Source organism: Kitasatospora sp. NPDC059599, assembly GCF_042735125.1.
In the GTDB taxonomy this organism is placed as follows: Bacteria; Actinomycetota; Actinomycetes; order Streptomycetales; family Streptomycetaceae; genus Kitasatospora.
In genome coordinates, this window is sequence record NZ_JBHWCL010000001.1 from 202,809 (window position 1) to 220,840 (window position 18,032).

At 74.0% G+C, this 18,032-nt stretch carries 20 protein-coding genes and 1 riboswitch; of the genes, 8 read left to right on the forward strand and 12 right to left on the reverse strand.

Annotated features, from left to right (window positions below; all coding sequences use genetic code 11):
• Positions 1–102 precede the first annotated feature (102 nt).
• The 9 genes from ACFV04_RS00885 to ACFV04_RS00925 all read right to left on the reverse strand — a co-directional run bounded on the left by ACFV04_RS00885 (position 103) and on the right by ACFV04_RS00925 (position 7,772).
• Entirely contained in the window at positions 103–1,149 is a 1,047-nt protein-coding gene (locus ACFV04_RS00885) for a hemolysin family protein (RefSeq protein WP_360252205.1), read from the reverse strand.
• Positions 1,146–2,489: a hemolysin family protein gene (locus ACFV04_RS00890; RefSeq protein ID WP_380337740.1), complete on the reverse strand. Its 1,344-nt coding sequence runs from the start codon at positions 2,487–2,489 to the stop codon at positions 1,146–1,148. The genes ACFV04_RS00885 and ACFV04_RS00890 overlap by 4 nt, the downstream gene beginning before the upstream one ends.
• Before the next feature lie 245 nt (positions 2,490–2,734).
• On the reverse strand, positions 2,735–3,175 hold the full coding sequence (locus ACFV04_RS00895; RefSeq protein ID WP_380337743.1) for a PH domain-containing protein: 441 nt from the start codon (positions 3,173–3,175) through the stop codon (positions 2,735–2,737).
• Between the two features lie 105 nt (positions 3,176–3,280).
• Positions 3,281–4,129 carry an ATP phosphoribosyltransferase gene (hisG, locus tag ACFV04_RS00900; RefSeq protein ID WP_360252214.1) on the reverse strand — a complete coding sequence of 283 codons (849 nt, stop codon included), beginning with the start codon at positions 4,127–4,129 and terminating at the stop codon, positions 3,281–3,283.
• A gap of 109 nt (positions 4,130–4,238) precedes the next feature.
• The gene (locus tag ACFV04_RS00905; protein WP_360252217.1) at positions 4,239–4,511 is read right to left on the reverse strand and encodes a phosphoribosyl-ATP diphosphatase; all 273 of its coding nucleotides are present in this window, start codon (positions 4,509–4,511) and stop codon (positions 4,239–4,241) included.
• A gap of 127 nt (positions 4,512–4,638) precedes the next feature.
• Positions 4,639–5,112: a 6,7-dimethyl-8-ribityllumazine synthase gene (gene ribH / locus ACFV04_RS00910; RefSeq protein WP_380525884.1), complete on the reverse strand. Its 474-nt coding sequence runs from the start codon at positions 5,110–5,112 to the stop codon at positions 4,639–4,641.
• Between the two features lie 37 nt (positions 5,113–5,149).
• A complete protein-coding gene (locus tag ACFV04_RS00915; protein ID WP_380337752.1) occupies positions 5,150–6,421 on the reverse strand; it encodes a bifunctional 3,4-dihydroxy-2-butanone-4-phosphate synthase/GTP cyclohydrolase II in 1,272 nt (423 codons plus the stop codon).
• A complete protein-coding gene (locus ACFV04_RS00920; protein WP_380337755.1) occupies positions 6,418–7,065 on the reverse strand; it encodes a nicotinamide riboside transporter PnuC in 648 nt (215 codons plus the stop codon). The genes ACFV04_RS00915 and ACFV04_RS00920 overlap by 4 nt, the downstream gene beginning before the upstream one ends.
• Positions 7,062–7,772, reverse strand: coding sequence for a riboflavin synthase (locus ACFV04_RS00925; RefSeq protein ID WP_380525886.1), 711 nt, complete (start codon positions 7,770–7,772; stop codon positions 7,062–7,064). The genes ACFV04_RS00920 and ACFV04_RS00925 overlap by 4 nt, the downstream gene beginning before the upstream one ends.
• Before the next feature lie 217 nt (positions 7,773–7,989).
• A riboswitch (FMN riboswitch) is annotated at positions 7,990–8,117 on the reverse strand.
• Between the two features lie 275 nt (positions 8,118–8,392).
• Between ACFV04_RS00925 and ACFV04_RS00930 the strand changes: the two genes are divergently transcribed.
• The gene (locus tag ACFV04_RS00930; protein WP_360252232.1) at positions 8,393–8,641 is read left to right on the forward strand and encodes an SCO4226 family nickel-binding protein; all 249 of its coding nucleotides are present in this window, start codon (positions 8,393–8,395) and stop codon (positions 8,639–8,641) included.
• A 99-nt stretch (positions 8,642–8,740) separates the two neighbouring features.
• On the opposite strand, the gene ACFV04_RS00935 is transcribed toward ACFV04_RS00930, so the two are convergent.
• Positions 8,741–9,058, reverse strand: coding sequence for an antibiotic biosynthesis monooxygenase family protein (locus ACFV04_RS00935; RefSeq protein ID WP_380337761.1), 318 nt, complete (start codon positions 9,056–9,058; stop codon positions 8,741–8,743).
• A gap of 164 nt (positions 9,059–9,222) precedes the next feature.
• On the opposite strand from ACFV04_RS00935, the gene ACFV04_RS00940 reads away from it, so the two are divergent.
• Complete coding sequence (locus ACFV04_RS00940) at positions 9,223–9,918, forward strand: MSMEG_1061 family FMN-dependent PPOX-type flavoprotein (protein ID WP_380337764.1); 696 nt, start codon at positions 9,223–9,225, stop codon at positions 9,916–9,918.
• A gap of 155 nt (positions 9,919–10,073) precedes the next feature.
• Here the strand turns inward: ACFV04_RS00940 and ACFV04_RS00945 are convergent, their stop codons facing one another.
• On the reverse strand, positions 10,074–10,262 hold the full coding sequence (locus ACFV04_RS00945) for a YegP family protein (RefSeq protein ID WP_380337767.1): 189 nt from the start codon (positions 10,260–10,262) through the stop codon (positions 10,074–10,076).
• Between the two features lie 181 nt (positions 10,263–10,443).
• Here ACFV04_RS00945 and ACFV04_RS00950 point away from each other — a divergent pair, with 181 nt between their 5' ends.
• The 4 genes from ACFV04_RS00950 (at position 10,444) to ACFV04_RS00965 (ending at position 14,597) form a co-directional block, all read left to right on the forward strand.
• Positions 10,444–10,857 (forward strand): HIT family protein, encoded by a 414-nt coding sequence (locus ACFV04_RS00950; protein WP_380337769.1) that lies wholly within the window; start codon positions 10,444–10,446, stop codon positions 10,855–10,857.
• 183 nt (positions 10,858–11,040) lie between these two features.
• On the forward strand, positions 11,041–12,105 hold the full coding sequence (locus ACFV04_RS00955; RefSeq protein ID WP_380525889.1) for a serine hydrolase domain-containing protein: 1,065 nt from the start codon (positions 11,041–11,043) through the stop codon (positions 12,103–12,105).
• Positions 12,106–12,521: 416 nt separating this feature from the next.
• Entirely contained in the window at positions 12,522–13,331 is an 810-nt protein-coding gene (locus ACFV04_RS00960) for a hypothetical protein (protein WP_380525891.1), read from the forward strand.
• Positions 13,332–13,415: 84 nt separating this feature from the next.
• Positions 13,416–14,597: an alpha/beta hydrolase family protein gene (locus tag ACFV04_RS00965; RefSeq protein ID WP_380337778.1), complete on the forward strand. Its 1,182-nt coding sequence runs from the start codon at positions 13,416–13,418 to the stop codon at positions 14,595–14,597.
• Between the two features lie 139 nt (positions 14,598–14,736).
• Here ACFV04_RS00965 and ACFV04_RS00970 read toward each other — a convergent pair whose 3' ends face one another.
• The gene (locus tag ACFV04_RS00970) at positions 14,737–15,279 is read right to left on the reverse strand and encodes a winged helix-turn-helix transcriptional regulator (protein ID WP_380525893.1); all 543 of its coding nucleotides are present in this window, start codon (positions 15,277–15,279) and stop codon (positions 14,737–14,739) included.
• A 146-nt stretch (positions 15,280–15,425) separates the two neighbouring features.
• Here ACFV04_RS00970 and ACFV04_RS00975 point away from each other — a divergent pair, with 146 nt between their 5' ends.
• Both ACFV04_RS00975 and ACFV04_RS00980 read left to right on the forward strand, forming a co-directional pair.
• Positions 15,426–16,946, forward strand: coding sequence for an MFS transporter (locus ACFV04_RS00975; RefSeq protein WP_380525895.1), 1,521 nt, complete (start codon positions 15,426–15,428; stop codon positions 16,944–16,946).
• A gap of 567 nt (positions 16,947–17,513) precedes the next feature.
• A complete protein-coding gene (locus ACFV04_RS00980) occupies positions 17,514–18,002 on the forward strand; it encodes an Imm21 family immunity protein (protein ID WP_380337785.1) in 489 nt (162 codons plus the stop codon).
• Positions 18,003–18,032: the final 30 nt, after the last annotated feature.

Here is an 18,032-nt window from a genome sequence, read left to right on the forward strand (position 1 = left end):
GATTTTGATGGCTTTGGCAATAACCCCCAGGGGCGCCCCCGCGGGGGGCTATTGGGGGCCGGCGGGGGGGCCCGGGGGGGGGCCCCCCCGGCGCCGGAGTTCCTACGCGGTCGCGCGGTGGTCCGGGTCGTGCATCTCGCCGATCAGCTCCTCCAGGACGTCCTCCAGCATGACCACGCCGAGCGTGCGCCCGTCCTGGTCCAGCACGGCGGCCAGGTGGCAGGCCGCGCGGCGCATCGCGCCGAGGGCGTCGTCCAGCGGGAGGCCGCCGCGCAGCACCGTGATCGGCCGCCACAGGCGGGCCGGGACCGGCGCCGAGGGGTCCTCCACGTCGAGGAGGTCCTTGAGGTGGATGTAGCCGAGGTAGCCGTGCCCGGCCGGGTCGCCGTCGGTGACCGGGAAGCGCGAGAAGCCGGTGCGCAGGGCGAGTTCCTCGACCTCGGCGGCGGTCGCCTTGGTGTCCACGGTGACCAGTTGCTCGGGTTCCAGCAGCACCTCGGTGACCGGGCGGCGGCCCAGCTCCAGGGCGTCCTCCAGGCGTTCCTGGCGCTCCTCGTCGAGCAGACCGGCGTCCCGGGAGTCGACCAGCAGGTACATCAGCTGCTCGGTGGTGAAGACCGACTCGACCTCGTCCTTGGCGTCCACCCGGAACAGCCTCAGGATGCCGTTGGCGAAGGCGTTCAGCAGCCGGATCACCGGGGCGAGCCAGCGGGCCAGCCGGTCCAGCGGCGGGCCGAGCCAGAGCGCGGCCCGTTCCGGGCCGGCCATCGCCATGTTCTTCGGCACCATCTCGCCCATCACCATGTGCAGGAACACCACGACGGCGAGCGAGATCCCGTACGAGAGCGGGTGCATCAGGCCGGGCGGCACGCCGATCGCGTGGAACGGGCCCTCCAGCAGCGAGGCGATGGTCGGCTCGGCGAGCGCACCGAGGCCCAGCGAGCAGACGGTGATGCCGAGCTGGGCCGCGGCCAGCATCGCGGAAACGTTGGACAGCGCGTGCAGCACGGTGCGGGCGCGCTTGTGCCCGGACTCCGCGAGCGGCTCGATCTGGCTGCGGCGCACGGACACGACCGCGAACTCGGCGCCGACGAAGAAGGCGTTGCCGAGCAGGAGCAGGAGCGCGACGGCCAGTTGGAGCGCGGTCATCGGAGGTGCTCCCCGTCCTCGCCGAACGAACCGGGCGCGGAGGTGCGCTCCACCCGGACCCGGCTGGTGCGGTGGCGGTCGACACCGGTCACGGTGAGGCGCCAGCCGGGCAGCCCGGCCTGCTCGCCGACCTCGGGGAGCTTGCCCAGCAGGTCGGCGACCAGGCCGGCCAGCGTCTCGTACGGGCCGTCCGGGGCGTTCAGGCCGATGCCCTCCAGCTGGTCGAGCCGGGCGCGGCCGTCGGCCTCCCAGACCGGCAGACCGTTGACCGGCGGCAGCGGGAACAGTTCGGGGTGGTCGTCGGGGTCGTGCTCGTCCTGCACCTCGCCGACGATCTCCTCGACGATGTCCTCGACGGTCACGACGCCGGCGGTGCCGCCGTACTCGTCGACCACGATGGCCATCGGCTGGAGCCTGCGCAGCCGGTCGAGCAGCACCTCGGCGGGCAGCGTCTCGGGCACCAGCAGCGGCGGCGAGGACAGGTCGGCGACCCGCACCAGGCCACGGCGGGCCGCCGGGACGGCGAGGGCGTCCTTGAGCGTCACGGTGCCGGTGACCTCGTCCAGGCTGTCGGTGTAGACCGGGAAGCGGGACAGGCCGGTGGCCCTGGTCAGGTTGACGACGTCGGAGGCGGTGGCGTCGCGCTGGAGCGCCGCCACGTCGACGCGCGGGGTCATCACGGACTCGGCGGTCAGCTCGCTCAGTCCCAGGGTCCGGACGAACAGGGTCGCCGACTCCTCGTCTATCGCACCGGCCTTGGCCGAGTGCCGGGCCAGCGAGACCAGCTCGGCCGGGGTCCGGGCGTGGTCCAGTTCCTCCTGCGGCTCGACGCCGAAGGCCCGGACCGTACGGTCCGCCGCGCCGTTGAGGAAGCTGATCAGCGGACGGCAGACGAAGGAGAAGGCCATGTGCGGGGCGGCGACCGCACGGGCCACCTGCAGCGGGCGGGAGATCGCCCAGTTCTTCGGGACCAGCTCGCCGATCACCATCTGTACGACGGTGGCCAGCACCATGCCGACGATCACGGCGACGCCGCGGGCGGCCGCCGCGGGCACGCCGAGGGCGGACATGACGGGCGAGAGCAGCGTCGACACGGCCGGCTCGGCGAGCATGCCGACCACCAACGAGGTGACGGTGATGCCGAGCTGGGCTCCGGAGAGCTCGAAGGAGAGGTGTCGCAGGGCCCTGGCGACGCGGCCGGACTGGGCGTCGCCCGCCGCGGCGGAACGTTCCACCGCCCCGCGCTCGACGGTCACGAAGGCGAACTCGGCGGCCACGAAGAGGCCGTTGGCGAGGATCAGGAGAACGGCTGCGAGCAACAGCAGCCAGGCGGTGATCACAGTGCCGCTCGCCTTCCGGTGACCGGAAGTGGGGCGGCGCAGGTACTACCGGACGGATCGTCCATCGAGGGGGAGTGTCACTCCTCAGGTCGGTGCGGTCGGTCGCTTTCGGGCAGGGCGGACTTTGCCCCGCTTTTACCAGCGTAGACCATACCCGGACGGACGTAAGGGGGAGTGTCGGGCCCTCCCGGCGCCGGAACCGCAGGTCGGAGGACGCCGTGCCCCACCCCGCCCGCGGACCGGACTCAGGCCTCGGCGTGGTACTCGACGAGGTCGCGCAGCGCGCGGGCGTCCGCGATCGCCTGCTCCTTGCCGACGCCGGGCTGGATGCCGACCGCCGCCAGCGAGGTGCCGTCGGCGAGGTCGAGGGTGGCCCACGGGTCGCCCTGGCGGAGGTTGACCCGGACGATCTCGGCCCAGGCGAGCCGACGGCTGCGCACGAAGTTGACCACCGTCACGCCGCTCGCGTCGGCGCTCACCCGGGGGCGGGCCAGCATCAGGCCGACGGCGGCGAACAGGACGCCGCTGGAGATCATCATGATCCGGTCGTTGAGCTGCCAGTTCTCCGGGAGCAACACGGCCAGCACCGCGAACAGCACCACCAGCACGACACAGACCGGCAGCAGCACGATGCGGGTGCGGCGCGGCGCCCAGGTGACGGGGAACTCGACGGGCGGCGTGGACACGGGGGTCTCCGGGTGGTTCTGGTGGCGGCAGCGCGACGGGGCGGGGACGCCGGCCGGCGTCCCCGCCCCATTGAACCGTTCTTTACTCTCGCGCGGGCGAGCAGGTCAGAGGCGGCAGGCGTGGATGTTGGTGACCAGGATGGCCCGGGCACCGATGCCCCACAGGTCGTCCATGATCCGCTGGGCCTCCTTGCGGAGCACCATCGCGCGGACCGCGACCCAGCCCTCGGTGTGCAGCGGCGAGACGGTCGGCGACTCCAGGCCCGGGGTCAGCCCCACGGCGGCGCCGACGTTCTCGGCGCGGATGTCGTAGTCCATCAGCACGTAGCGGCGGGCCACCAGCACCCCCTGGAGGCGGCGCAGGAACTGCTCCACCCGCGGGTCCTCGCCGGCGCCCTTGGGGCGGATCACCACGGCGTCCGAGATCAGGATCGGCTCGCCGAAGACCTCCAGGCCGGCGTTGCGCAGGCTGGTGCCGGTCTCCACCACGTCGGCGATCACGTCGGCGACGCCCAGCTGCACCGCGGTCTCGACCGCGCCGTCCAGCTTGGTGACCGTCGCCGTCACGCCGTGGTCGGCCAGGTGCTGCTCGACCAGGCCGGTGTACGAGGTCGCGATCCGCAGGCCCTCCAGGCCCTTGACGTCCTCGACCGCCACGCCCTCGGGGCGCGCGAAGCGGAAGGTCGACCCGGCGAAGCCGAGGGCGAGCACCTCCTCGGCGTTGGAGTGCGAGTCCAGCAGCAGGTCACGGCCGGTGACGCCGACGTCCAGACGGCCGGAGCCGACGTAGACCGCGATGTCGCGCGGGCGGAGGAAGAAGAACTCGACCTCGTTGTTCGGGTCGACGAGGACGAGCTCCTTCGGGTCCTTCCGCTGCCGGTAGCCGGCCTCATGGAGCATCTCCGCCGCGGGACCCGAGAGCGAACCCTTGTTGGGGACGGCGATGCGCAGCATGGGAGGTTGCTTCCTTACCTGTAGGGAGGGGTGTGCTCGGCGGAGCGGGAGCCGTCACGGCCGTGCCCGTTCGGCGACGGCCGGGGTCAGCGCGGTCTCTTCAGGGTGCTCAGAGGTACTTGTAGACGTCGTCGAGCGTCAGCCCGCGGGCGACCATCATCACCTGAAGGTGGTAGAGGAGCTGGGAGATCTCCTCCGCCGTCTGCTCGTCCGACTGGAACTCGGCGGCCATCCAGACCTCGGCGGCCTCCTCGACGACCTTCTTGCCGATCGCATGGACGCCCTGCTGGACGAGCTGCGCGGTGCGGGAGGACGAGGGGTCGCCGGTGGCGGCCTTCTGCTGGAGCTCGGAGAAGAGCTCCTCGAATGTCTTCGAAGCCATGATGGGGCCACCTTACGGCGTGCGGGCGGACGGACGGTAAACGGTCCCGGACCGTGGACGGTCCGGTGGACGTCCACGGTCCGGGACCGTGCGCGTTGTCGTCGCGGCGCGGCCGCGGGCGTCGGTGTCAGCGCGCGGCGCGCAGCACCGCGGCGGTGGCGACGGCGGCGGTGACGGCCTCGTGGCCCTTGTCCTCGGCGGAGCCGGGCAGCCCCGCGCGGTCGATGGCCTGCTCCTCGTTGTCGCAGGTCAGCACGCCGAAGCCGACCGGAACGCCGGTGTCGACGCTGACCTGGGTGAGGCCGACGGTGGCTGCCTGGCAGACGTAGTCGAAGTGCGGGGTGCCGCCGCGGATCACCACGCCGAGGGCGACCACGGCGTCGTAGCCGCGGTCGGCCAGGCGCTTGGCGGCGACGGGCAGTTCGAAGGTGCCGGGGACGCGCAGCACGGTCGGCTCGGCGATGCCCAGCTCCTTGAGCGCGCGGTGGGCGCCGTCCAGCAGGCCGTTCATCACCCGGTCGTGCCACTGGGCGGCGATGACCGCGACCTTGAGGTCGGCCGCGCCGTCGATGGTCAGCTCGGGGGCTCCGTGACCGCTCATGTTCTGATCCGTTCTCTGTCGGGTGGGTGTGGGTGCTTCAGGAGCCGAGGCCGGGCAGGTCGTGACCCATCCGGTCGCGCTTGGTCTGCAGGTAGCGCAGGTTGTGCTCGCCGGGCGCGATCTCGACCGCCTCGCGCCCCTTGACCTTCAGACCGTGCTCGGTGAGCGCGGTCAGCTTCCGCGGGTTGTTGGTGAGCAGGGTGAGCGAGCGGACGCCGAGGTCCACCAGCATCTGCGCCGCGATGCTGTAGTCGCGGGCGTCGGCGGGCAGGCCGAGGTCCAGGTTGGCGTCGACGGTGTCGCGCCCCTGCTCCTGCAGCTGGTACGCGCGCAGCTTGTGGGCCAGGCCGATCCCCCGCCCCTCGTGCCCGCGCAGGTAGAGCACCACGCCGCGGCCGGCCTCGGCGACCCGCCGCAGCGAGGCCTCCAGCTGCGGGCCGCAGTCGCAGCGCAGCGAACCGAAGACGTCGCCGGTCAGGCACTCGGAGTGGACCCGCACCAGGACGTCCTCGCCGTCCGGCAGCCGGCCGTCCGCGTCGAGACCGCCCGCCACCAGGGCGATGTGCTCGACGCCGTCGATGGTGCCCTCGTACCCGACGGCGGTGAACTCGCCGTGCACGGTGGGCAGGGCGGTGACGGCGGCCCGGTCGACGTGCAGCTCGGTGCGGCGGCGGTAGGCGATCAGGTCCTCGATCGAGATGATCGCGAGACCGTGCTCACGGGCGAAGACGACCAGCTCGGGCAGCCGGGCCATGGTGCCGTCGTCGTTGACCACCTCGGCGATCGCACCCGCCGGCGGCAGGCCGGCGAGCCGCGCCAGGTCGACGGCGGCCTCGGTGTGGCCGGGACGGACCAGCACGCCGCCCTCCACCGCGCGCAGCGGGAAGACGTGTCCCGGGCGGGTCAGGTCGCCGGGCTCGGTGCCGGGCGAGGAGAGCAGCCGGACGGTGCGGGCGCGGTCCGCGGCGGAGATGCCGGTGTCGACCCCCTCGCGGGCGTCCACCGAGACGGTGTACGCGGTGCCCTTGCGGTCCTCGTTGACCTGGGTCATCGGCGGGAGCTTCAGGCGGTCCAGCTCCTCCCCGGTCATCGGGGCGCAGATCACGCCGGAGCTGTAACGGATGGTGAACGCCATCAGCTCGGGGGTGGCCGCGGAGGCGGCGAAGACGAGATCGCCCTCGTTCTCGCGGTCCTCGTCGTCGACCACGACCACCGCGCGGCCGAGCGCGATGTCGGCGATCGCCCGCTCGACGGGGTCGAGGACGAGCTCGGCCTCGACGGTGCCCTTGTCGGACTGGTTCTCGGTCATGCCGTGGCTCCCTGCGGGACGGTGACGGACTCGGTGCGCGGCTCACGGGTGCTCAGCCACCAGGAGCGGAGGCCGAGCAGCACCAGAACGAAGTAGACGGAGTAGGTGAGGCCGGAGAAGGTGTAACCGCTGTTGAAGGCGAACGGGACGCCGACGATGTCGACCGCGATCCAGGCGAACCAGAACTCCACCCAGCCGCGCGCCTGCGCCACCATCGCGGCCAGCGTGCCGACGAAGATGTAGGCGTCCGACCAGGGGCTCCAGGACAGGCTGGGGAACGAGGTGAAGAGCAGGGCGAGCGCGACCGTACCGGCCGCGGTGCCGGCCGCCAGCGTCAGCCGCTCGGGCCAACGGGCGAACCGCACCGCGATGGTGCCGCTGTCCTGGCGGCCCCGGCGCCACTGCGCCCAGCCCCAGGCGGCGGTGGCGATCACGATCAGCTGCTTGCCGATCAGGCCGGGGACGTGGCCGCCGAGGTAGGCGGTGATCAGCACCACGCCGGACAGCAGCTGGACCGGCCAGCTCCAGACCGAACGGCGCCAGCCGAGCGCGAGGCCGGCGAAACCGAGCAGGTTGCCGAACATGTCGGCCCACCTCACGTGTTCACCGAGGACGGTGAACGCTTCTCCGCTGAGCCAGCTCACTCGGACTCCCCCGGGGTCTCGTCGATCGGCAGGTCCTGCGAACCCGGCAGGTTCGGCAGGCCCGGCAGAGTCGGCAGGGTGCGGGACTCCAGGAGGCGCTCGACGTACTTGGCGAGCACGTCCACCTCCAGGTTGACGCTCTCGCCGACGGTCCTGGCGCCCAGCGTGGTCAGCGCGAGGGTGGCCGGGATGAGGCTGACGGTGAAGCTGTCCCGGGCCGCCTCCACCACGGTGAGGCTGACGCCGTCGACCGTGATCGAGCCCTTCTCCACCAGGTAGCGGGAGATGGTGTCGGGCAGCGAGAACCGCAGTACCTCCCAGCGCAGTTCGCCGTTCGCGTCGCGCTCGCCGGGCTCGCGGCTCACCAGCCGCCCGGTGGCGTCGACGTGGCCCTGGACGAGGTGACCGCCGAGCCGGGCGCCGAGCGCCATGGCACGCTCCAGGTTGACCCGGGAACCGGGCTTCAGCTCCCCCAGGCTGGAGCGGTGCAGCGTCTCGGCCATCACGTCGGCGCTGAACTCACCGGTGCCCGCGGCCAGTTCCTCCGGGGTGTCGACGACGGTCAGGCACACGCCGTTGACCGCGATGGAGTCACCGTGACCCGCGTCCGTACAGACCACCGGGCCGCGCAGGCGGATCCGCGAGGAGTCGCCGATCTCCTCGATCGACACGACCTCGCCGAGCTCTTCGATGATGCCGGTGAACACCCGGGTTCTCCTCGCGCTTGGGGCGCGGACTCCGGGGCGGCAGAGGGAGATGACACGGACGGGCAACGGCGCACGGGCCGACGGCACGACCCGTCGCCGGGGGTGCCGGAGCCGCCGGGAGATCGCTCGCCCGGCCCGGGAGACACTGCTCCCGGCGTTCACCTGACCGCGGTCCGGTCCGGTAACGATGGACCACGGGTACTGCTCCACGTCCGCCCGCGCACGCCTCCCATCCGGACTTTAACCGTCGGTCCAGGAATTTCACCTGGTCAACCGGCCGCTGGCTGCGGACGGGTCGCGGACTGTAACCGCCGGTTCGGATTTTCACCGACCCCGGAGTGCGCTGAACGTCACTGCTGTTGCGGTCATTCTGCCACGGTCGGCGCAAGCGCAGGGAGTGGCTTCCGCTGTGGCCTGTTTCACGAACGTGCGGGGAATGTGCGACGGGGTGCTACGCGCTCAGTCGGGGATCGGGTCGGTGGCGGAGGCGGAGGCCGGGCCGGCGGCCCTGTGGCGGGGGTGGGGACGGGGACGGTCTGGTGGCGGAGGCGGGCGGCAGGGGCGACGCTGGTAGGTGGGGTCCTGCCGGTCGGCGCACCGAAGCTACGGAGGCGAGCGCGATGGCGAAGTTCATGGACGTCCACCACGGGATGAACGGAATCACGGCGGAGATGCTCAGGCAGGCCCACGCGGCCGACCTGGCGGTCGAGGGCGAGGAGGGCGTCCACTTCCAGCAGGCGTGGGCGGACCCGGAGTCGGGCACGGTGTACTGCCTCTCCGAGGCGCCCTCCAAGGAAGCCGTGCAGCGGGTGCACAGCCGCACCGGGCACCCGGCGGACGAGATCCACCCGGTGCCGTTGACCGTGTGAGTCGTCGACGCCGTCGACCGGTCGACCGTGCGGGCCGTCGACGCCGTTGACCCTGCTGGTCGTCGGCCGCGGGTCACCGTGCGGGTCGTCGGCCGCGGGTCACGGTGTGGCGGGTGCGGTGATCTGCAGGAAGTGGGTGACCTCCGGCGGGTGCGCGAGGTAGCGCAGCTCGCCCTCCGACCAGACCGGCCGGATCCGCCACATCGGCCCGGCGTACCCGCGCAGGGCGGCCTCGTCGCGCCAGCGGCTCACCACCAGCACCCGGTGCCCGTCCTCCTCCGACACCGAGCGCAGCAGCTCGCCGCCGAGACAGCCGTCCGTCCGGCCCAGCTGCGGGATCACCTGGGCCGCCAGGTGGGTGCAGAACTCCTCGACGTGACCGGCCAGCACCTGCCCGGTCCAGATCCTGACGATCACGACCACCACCTCCGGCCGACTGGATCCCCGTGCCCACGACTCGATGCCCTGTGCCCATTATCGGCGGAAAACCGCTGGTGGCGAGGGGTCCAGCCACGATCGGTCCGCACGTCCCGGGGCGGTCGGCCCCGGGTGCGACGGGAGGGCTCCGCTAGATTCCCGGCATGACCACCACACCGGAAGCTGTCACTGCGTCAAGCACCGGACCGGACCGGCCGGGCCGCCTGTTCGATGCCCTCGACGCGGGAGCCCTCAGGGACGCCGCCCAGCTGCGCGAGATCTACGAACAACCCGGCGACCACGCGCGCCGCAAACAGGTCGGCCACCTCCACGACGTCGCACAGCGCCTGATCGCCTGCGCCTCCCTGGTCTTCGTCGCCAGCGCCGACGCCGCCGGACACTGCGACGTCTCCCCGCGCGGCGGGCCGGCCGGGCTGGTCTCGGTGCTCGACGAGTACACCCTGGCCATACCGGACGCCACCGGCAACAAGCGGTTGGACACCCTGCACAACATCCTGGAGACCGGCCGGGTCGGACTGCTCTTCGTCGTCCCGGGCCGGGAGACCACCCTGCGGGTGAACGGCCGGGCCTGCGTCTCCACCGACCCCGAACTGCTGCGCCAGCTGACCGCCGTCGGCAAGCCGCCGCGCAGCGCGATCGTGGTCGCGGTGGAGGAGGTGTACGCCCACTGCCCGAAGTCGCTCCTGCGGAGCTCGGCGTGGAAGCCGGAGAACTGGCTCGCCAAGGACGACCAGCCGAGTTCGGCGGAGGTCACGCTCTCGCACCTGCGGGACGAGTCGCTGACCATCGAGATGATCGAGCAGGCGGAGCGGGAGGCGCTGCTGTACCGGTACGAGTGAGGGCGGGCGGCGGTGCCGCGCGGCGCGACGCGGCCGTGTGATGTGCCGCGTGCGGGTGCGCGGGTGGGGTCCGCGTCCGCCGGTGGGGCTCCGCGTCTGCGGGTGAAACGCCGGGGCCCGGTGGGCGGGGTGACCGCCCGCCGGGCTCCGCGCGCTCAGGCGGCCCTGGGGACGTCCACCACGGCCGCGCCGTCGGCGGCCCGCCGGACGGCCTCGACGCCCTTGTGGGCCGCGTCCTTGCTGGCGTAGCCCTGCCCGGTGGCGACGATCTCGCCGTTGCCCGCCTTGAGCCGGAACCGGTACGTGCCGCCGGAGTCCTCGTAGATCTCGAACTTGCCCGACATCCGGGCCACCTCCTCGTGGGGCTCCGCACGGAGCGCGCGGTGCGCCCGCCGGTCGGCCCCCTGCAGCACGGTGCGCCCGGCGGCGGCGCGGCCGCACCCGGTCGGCGGCCGGTCGGGTGACGACGGCCGCACGGCCGGCCGCCGGCGTGCCGGGGCTGGCGCCGGTGGCTTGAATGGACGGATGGACTGCGTCTTCTGTGCGGTGGTGGCGGGCGCGGAGCCCGCGCACCGGGTGCTGGACGAGGAGGCGGCCGTGGCCTTCCTGGACCGCCGGCCGCTGTTCCCCGGACACGTCCTGGTCGTCCCGCGCGCCCACCACCGCACGCTCGCGGACCTGCCGGCGGACGAGGTCGGGCCGTTCTTCCTCCAGGTGCAGCGGGTGGCGGCGGCGGTCGAGCACGGACTGGGTGCGGCGGGCAGCTTCGTGGCGGCCAACAACCGGATCAGCCAGTCGGTGCCGCACCTGCACGTCCACGTGGTGCCACGCAATCCGAAGGACGGGCTGCGCGGCTTCTTCTGGCCCCGGCGGGCGTACCCGGACGAGGCGGGCGCGGCGGAGGTCGCGGCCCGGCTGCGGACCGCACTGACCGGTTGAGCCGCAGGCTGCCCCGTACTCGGGCCTCCCGTACTCGGACCTCCCGCACCCGCCGCTCGCGTGCCGTACTCGCCCCTACCGTGCCGGGCGCAGCCGGGCGTACGCCCGGAGGAGCATCCGGGGCGGCCGAAATCCTTTTCGGGTCTGACGAGTCGGCAGGTCGGGCCGCCTAGGCTCACTGTCATGAACGAACTCGCGCGCGTCGTGCAGCAGACGGTCGACCGGCTCGCGGGCCGGCACGTCGGCGCGGTGGTCGCCGGACTGGCCGGCGGGGACACGGAGATCCGCGGCACCGGGCGGACGGGGCCGGGCGGCGGCACCCCCGGGCCTGACACCCTGTTCGAGATCGGTTCCGTCACCAAGGTGTTCACCTCGCTCGTGCTCGCGCGGCTCGCGCTCGACGGCACGGTGCGACTCGACGAGCCGCTCGCCGAGGTGCTCGCCGACGCGCGGGACGGCCGGGTCGTCGTCCCGGCCCGCGGCGGGCAGCCGATCACGCTGCGACACCTGGCCACCCACAGCGCGGGGCTCCCCCGGCTGCCCCGGGGCATGCTGGTGAGGGCGCTGCTCAGGCCCAACGACCCGGACCCGTACGCCCACTGCACCGCCGAGCACGTGCTGGACGGGCTCGCCCGGACCCGTCTGGGGACCGCGCCCGGGCGCGGCTTCCGGTACTCCAACCTCGGCGCCGGGCTGCTGGGCCTGGCCCTCGCGCACCGGGCCGGCACCGGGTACGAGGAGTTGGTGACGCGTGAGGTCTGCGAGCCGCTGGGGCTGGTGGACACCCTGGTGCGGTCGGGCGCCGAGCGGTCCGGGCGGCTCGCGCACGGGCACACCCAGGGCGGCCGGCCGGTGCCCTCCTGGGACATGGCGGCCCTCCCGGGCATGGGCGGGCTCCGGTCCACCGCCGCGGACCTCGCGATACTCCTGCGGGCCCAGCTGGCGGCCGACCGTGAGCCGGAGTCACCGCTGACGCCCGCGATCATGCTCACCCGGGAGACCAGGCACCGGGTCAACCCCTTCGCCTGGATGTACCTGGGCTGGCTCGGCCACCGGCTGCACAGCCAGCAGGGCGGCCACCTGCAGATCTGGCACAACGGCGGTACGGGCGGGTTCCGTTCGTTCGTGGCCTTCGATCCGGAGACGCAGGTGGGCGTGGTGGTGCTGGCCAACACCCGCCGGTCCGTCGACCCGGTGGGGACGGCCCTGCTGCGCCGACTTCAGAAGGACTTCGCGACGGCGGGGTGACCGCGCGGCGGTCGACGGCCGCCCCGGGGCGTGCGGGCCGCCGCCTACGGGGCGCCGTCGCCGCGCGCGCGGGGCACCGGGGGCGGGCGGGGCGTCAGGGGCGTACGCGGCACCGGGGGCGTGCGGGACAAAGCGGGAGCGCGCGGACCGTCCGGGGCTGCGGCCCGGCGGGTCCGGAGCCCCGGGTCGGATTCGCGGCGGACGGGCGCTCACGCGGCCCGGGGAGGGCCCTGCGGAGGCGTTCCCCCTGCTCATCGGCACCCCGGTGGTGGGGGGTTCCGGGCCGGGGGTGATGATGGCGGGGTCGTTTCGGGCCAAAAGGTGCCGATTGGCACTGTTGCCGGGTCCATGAACGGTCGATGCTGATCCGGCAGATGCGGTTCCGATTGGGGTCCGCCGAGTGAGAGGTGGCCGACGTGGCGGTGGTGTGGTCGCCGACGCGGGTGCGGGCAGTCCGTCCGGCCGAGCCGGTCGGTCAGTCGGGCCGGTTCGACCAGGCCGGGCCGGCCGGCCGGCTCGGGCCGCCGGTGCGCGTGTACCGGCGCTTCCGGCCGGTGCCCCGGCGGGCACGGATCCCGCTGGACGTGTGCACGATCGTCATGGCGGTCGCGGCCTGCCTGACGCTCGGCCAGTGGTGGCCCGCGCCCGTGGTGGTGGCCGTCGCGGTGCTGGCGGCGAGCGGGTACGGCTGGCTGCGGCCGGCGCCCGGGCTGCGGGCGGTCCGGGTCCACGAGGGCGGCCTGGTGCTGGTCGCGGCGGACGGCGACGAACGCCCGCTGCCGTGGAGCTCGTTGGAGGCCACCGAGTACTCCCCCGGTGGGCGGCACGGGGAGGGCGAACAGGGCCGGATCTGGCCGGCCGGCGCGAGCGAACCGCTGGTGCTGGATCACCTGCGCGGGCTGGGGCGGCTGTTCCGCGAGCTGGAGGAACGCCTCTCCCCAGGGCTCCGGGCCGCCCTGCACGAAACGCTGCGCACCGAGGGCAGCATCCGGTTCGCCCGGGGCCGGCTGACCGTCACGGCCGGCGGCCTGGTGCACCGGCCGCCGCATCCGCTCGCGGCGACGGAGGCCTACCGGTGGGCGGAGGTCGAGTCGGCCCGGGCCTCCGACCTCGGGGAGCTGGAGATCCGGACGCACTCGGTCGGCCTGCCGCTCACCCTCCCGGTGCCCAACGCCCGCGCGGCAGCGGACTTCCTGACCGAACTCCGGGCGGCGGCAGCCCCCTAGGGGTGCGACGGGCACGACCCGGAGGGGACCGGTCAGCCGCTGAGCCGACGTCAGCTCCACGGCTCGCGACCTACCGTCGCAGACATGAGCCGACTTCGTACCGCCGCCGCGGCAGCCCTGCTGCTCGCGCTGCCGTTGTCCGTCGCCGCTGCCGCCCCGGCCCTGGCCGCACCCGCGCCGCCCGCTTCCAGCCTCACCGCCGATGCCCCGGCCGGCACCCGGGCCGCCGTCCCCATCGAACTCCCGCACCCGACCGGGCCGTACGCGGTCGGACAGGAGGTCCTGCAACTGGTGGACCGGGACCGTCCGGACCCGTGGGTGCCCTCCGCCGGTCCGCGCCGGCTGATGGTCTCGATGTACTACCCCGCGCACGCCGGCACGGGCAGCCCGGCCCCGTACATGACCGACGGGGCGGCCCGAGCGCTGCTGGACGCGAAGCTGCCGGGCAACACCATCCCGACCGAGGCCTTGACCGGCACCCGGACCTGGGCGGAGTCCGGCGCACGCCCGCAGGGCGGCCACTACCCGCTGGTGGTGCTGTCCCCCGGCTTCACCATGCCGCGGACCTCGCTCACCGGCCTCGCCACGGACCTGACCAGCCGCGGCTACGTGGTCGCGCTGGTCGACCACACCTACGAGAACACCGGGACGACCTTCCCGGACGGGCAGACGCTGCCCTGTGTGATGTGCGGCCGGCCCAAGGACTGGGCGCAGGTGGACGAGAACCGGGCGAAGGACGTGTCCTTCGTCATCGACCGCCTGACCGACCGCCCGCACCCGGCCTGGCGCTACGCCCGCATGATCGACCGCGACCGGATCGGCATGGCCGGCCACTCGGCCGGTGGCGCGGCCACCGTCCCGGCCCTGCTCGCCGACGACCGGATCCGGGCCGGAGTGGACCTGGACGGCACGATGGACGTCCCGGTGCCCGCCTCCGGGATCGGTGGCAAGCCGTACCTGATGATGGGCCACCCGCTGGACGGCGGTGAGGACGGCTCCTGGACGGAGAGCTGGCCCAACCTCGACGGCTGGAAGCGCTGGCTGACCGTCGACGGCACCATCCACCCGAGCTTCACCGACTTCCCGGTGCTCCTCGAAGGCCTCGGCCTCCCCCAGGGGCCCGGGGCGACCATCGCGCCCGGGCGCGCCGTCGAGCTCACCCGCCGGTACGTCGGGGCCTTCTTCGACCTGCAGTTGAAGGGCATCGAGCAGCCGCTGCTGGACGGGCCGACCGCCGCCGACCCGGAGGTGCGGTTCCACTCCTGACGGCGGCGTCCGGGGCGAGGCCGTCGGCAGTCCGCCGACGGCCTCGTCCGCGTGCGGTGAGGAGGGGGCGGGGCGGCCGGTCCAGACGGGTGCGGCCGGGTGCATCCGGTCCAGACGGGTGCGGCCGGGTGCGGCCGGTTCAGGCGGGTGCGGCCGCCGAGGCGATGGGTTCGAGCAACGGGTGCGGGCGGACCAGGGCGCGGGAGACCGGGTCGTCACGGAGGCTGCCGCCGCGGGCGGGGTTGGGGCGCATGAGGACCCGGTCGGGCGGGACGGGTGCGCCGCCGCAGGCCGGGCAGGCGCCGACGAGGTCGAGGTCGGTGCCGCAGTCGGCGTGCGCGAAGAGGTGGTGCGGGCCGCCCTCGGTGGCGTGCCGGCCGCCCCAGCGGCTCAACTGGTAGAGCGGCCCCCAGAGTTCGAGGCCGGTGTCGGTGAGCAGGTAGCCGTGGCGCAGCGGCGTCTGCAGGTAGGGCTCCTTGCGCAGCACACCGGCCGCGACCAGGGCGTTGAGGCGGGCGGTGAGGACGGCGCGCGGGATGCCGAGGTGGGTGAGGAAGTCGTTGAAGCGCTGCACGCCGTAGAACGCGTCGCGGACGATCAGCAGGCTCCAGCGTTCGCCGACCACCTCCAGGGCGCGGGCCAGTGCGCAGTCCTGCAGTTCGTAGTCGGTTCCCAGGGCCATGGGCGTCAGCCTAGTCCACACCCCCTATGGGTTCAATGAACAGACTGATGGTGCTAGCGTGCGACGTGAGCCGAAGGTTCATTCACCAGACTCATAGCCGGGGACCCGCTGGTGGATCGCCGGTCCCGTCCCGGAGGGAACACCCCATGCCCCTCGCACCGACCACCTCGCCCCCCGACGGCCACGTCGCCCCCGCTCACCGCGTCCGGCCCGGTGCCACACTCGCGACCACCGCGGCCGCGACCGCGCTGACCACCGTGGCCTACACCGCCCCCACCGCCTCGCTCGCGGCCACCGCGCAGGCCGCCCACCTGGACGCCGCCGGCCGCACCTGGATCCTCACCGGCACCCTGGTCGGCATCTCGGCGTTACTGCTCACCGCCGGGAGCCTGGCCGACGACCACGGCCGCAAGCGGGTCTTCACCATCGGCGTGCTGCTCCTCGCCGCCGCCGAGGCACTGGCCGCACTGACGCCCGGCGGCGCCGTCTACCTGACCGCCCGGGTGCTCCTCGGCGTCGCCTCGGCGGCCGTCCTCGCCCCGGCGCTCGGCCTGATCAGCCACGCCCACCCGACCGGGCCGGAACGGATCCGGGCGCTGGGCGTCTGGGGCGCGGCCGTCGGCCTCGGGATCGCGGTCGGACCGGTCTACGGAGCGCTGGTCCAGCAGTGGGCCGGGTGGCGCGCGGTCAGCGCGGGGATCGCCGTGGCCTCGGCCGTCGTGGCCGCCTGCGCCGTCACCGCCCTCACCGAGTCACGGGCCGAGCGGCCGCGCGCGCTCGATCCGTACGGCGTGCTCGCGCTGGCCGCCGGAACGTCCCTGTTGATCGCGGGCCTGGCCGAGGGCCGCACCGGCTGGACGCAGCCGGTGGTGCCGGCCCTGCTGGTGAGCGGGGCGCTGCTGCTGGCGGCGTTCGCCGCGGTCGAGGCGAGGACGGCGGAGCCGATGCTGGACCTCGCGCTGTTCCGCAGCCCCGGCTTCCTCGCGGCCACCGGCGGGGCCCTGTTCACCGGACTGTCGCTGGTCGGCTTCATGAGTTACCTGCCCACCCTGCTGCAAGGCGTGCTCGGCCTGTCCGGGCCGGCCGCGGGCGGCGTGCTGGCGTTGTGGTCGGGCCTGTCGGTGGTGTCCGCACTGCAGGCCCGACGGCTGGCCGCGCACCTGTCGGCCACCGCGCAGGTCGCCCTCGGCCTGCTGGTCTGCGGAGTGGGCGAGCTGGGCTTGTACGGGCTCACCCCCGACTCGTCCTGGCTGCGGCCGGCACCGGGCCTCGCGGTCGCGGGCATCGGCAGCGGGGTGCTCAACGCGGCCCTGGCCCGGCTGGCGGTCGGCAGCGTCCCGGCGCACCGGGCGGCGATGGGCTCCGGCGCCAACAACACCGCCCGCTACCTGGGTTCGGCCCTCGGAGTGGCGGTCACGGTCGCCGTCACCGGCTCCGCCCGCCCGGGCGCACCGGGCCCCGACGCGGCGGCCCGCGCACTGGCAGCGGGTGCCGACCGGGCCGTCCTGGTCGCCGCCGCCCTCTGCCTGGCCGGCGCCCTGCTCGCCCTCGCCGCCCGCACCGCCGAACGCCGCGCGGCCGCTCGCCCTGAGACGGCGGCAGACGCGGAGGCAGCCGCGGAGGCGGAGGCGACAGGACCCTCCCGGAAGTCTGCGCCTACGCGGTGACACCGGAAGTCGACCCCCGGGACGACCGTGACCGGCCCCACCATGGCACCCCGGCCACCGCGCCGTTCCCGCCCTGGGCCGAGCGGCACCCGCGCAGGAAGGCGACCGCGCCGACGTCCCGGGCACCGCCCGCACGACCCGCACGGGCAGGGGAGTGACGCACGGGCGGACCGGAACACGTGCTCCGGCCCGGCGTTCCCAACCCCGGACCGCACCAAGGCGGGCGGCAGGCCGCCCCGCACGCGAGAAGTCGACGGGGTCGACTTCCTGCGCACCGAACGGGCAAGCCCGTGGAGACGAGAACCGGCAGACGACCCGACCGCCGGCCACCCGACCGGGCAAATCCCGGTGCCTCGCTGTGGCCGAGCGCAATCTTCCCGGGTCCGCCTGTCGCCGGTGGTGGGGGCGGTACCTGGAAGGTCGGTCCGGTCCTCCTCGGCAAGGGCGGTGCGGCACCCGCACAGGAAGTCGACCGGGCCGGCTTCTCGCGTGCCGGGTGCGCGGGAGCGCGGCAGCGGGCGGGCTGGGCGGAAGGCGTTGTCGTTCTGACGTGCGAGGATCCCGCGCATGAGCACCGTGGACGTGGCTTGGCCGGACGGGACCGACTCGGGGTTGTTCGTGCTGTGCCCGGAAGCGGCCGTCGAGAGGTGGGAGGGGTGCCAGGAGGCGCTGGTGGAGGCCGCTGCGGACTACGCGGCCGCCTACCCGGCGCCCGGGTACGGCGACGTGCTGGTGCTGGGCGGGGAACCGCTGCCGGTGGGGTGGCTGCCCGAGGAGCGGGTGTTCGTCCGGCCGCTGAGCGTGGAGTGTTCGGACGCTGTCCGGCCGCTGGTGCGCGAGGCGCTGCGGTCGGGTGTCCGGGAGGACGGGCCGGTGCTCGATCCGGCCGCTGGGCGGCACCTGCTCGTCGACGTGTTCCAGGACGGCGAGGAGGCCTTGGAGGGCGGCGAGTACCTGACGGTCGAGGTGCCGCCCGGGCACTACCTGGTCCAGTCGTTGGGGGCCGAGGCCGGGCGGTGGCCGGAGTTCCACCTGGAGCGCCTGCTGCCTCGGTGAGCGGCGCCGCCCGGGGCCGCGTGCGAAGAT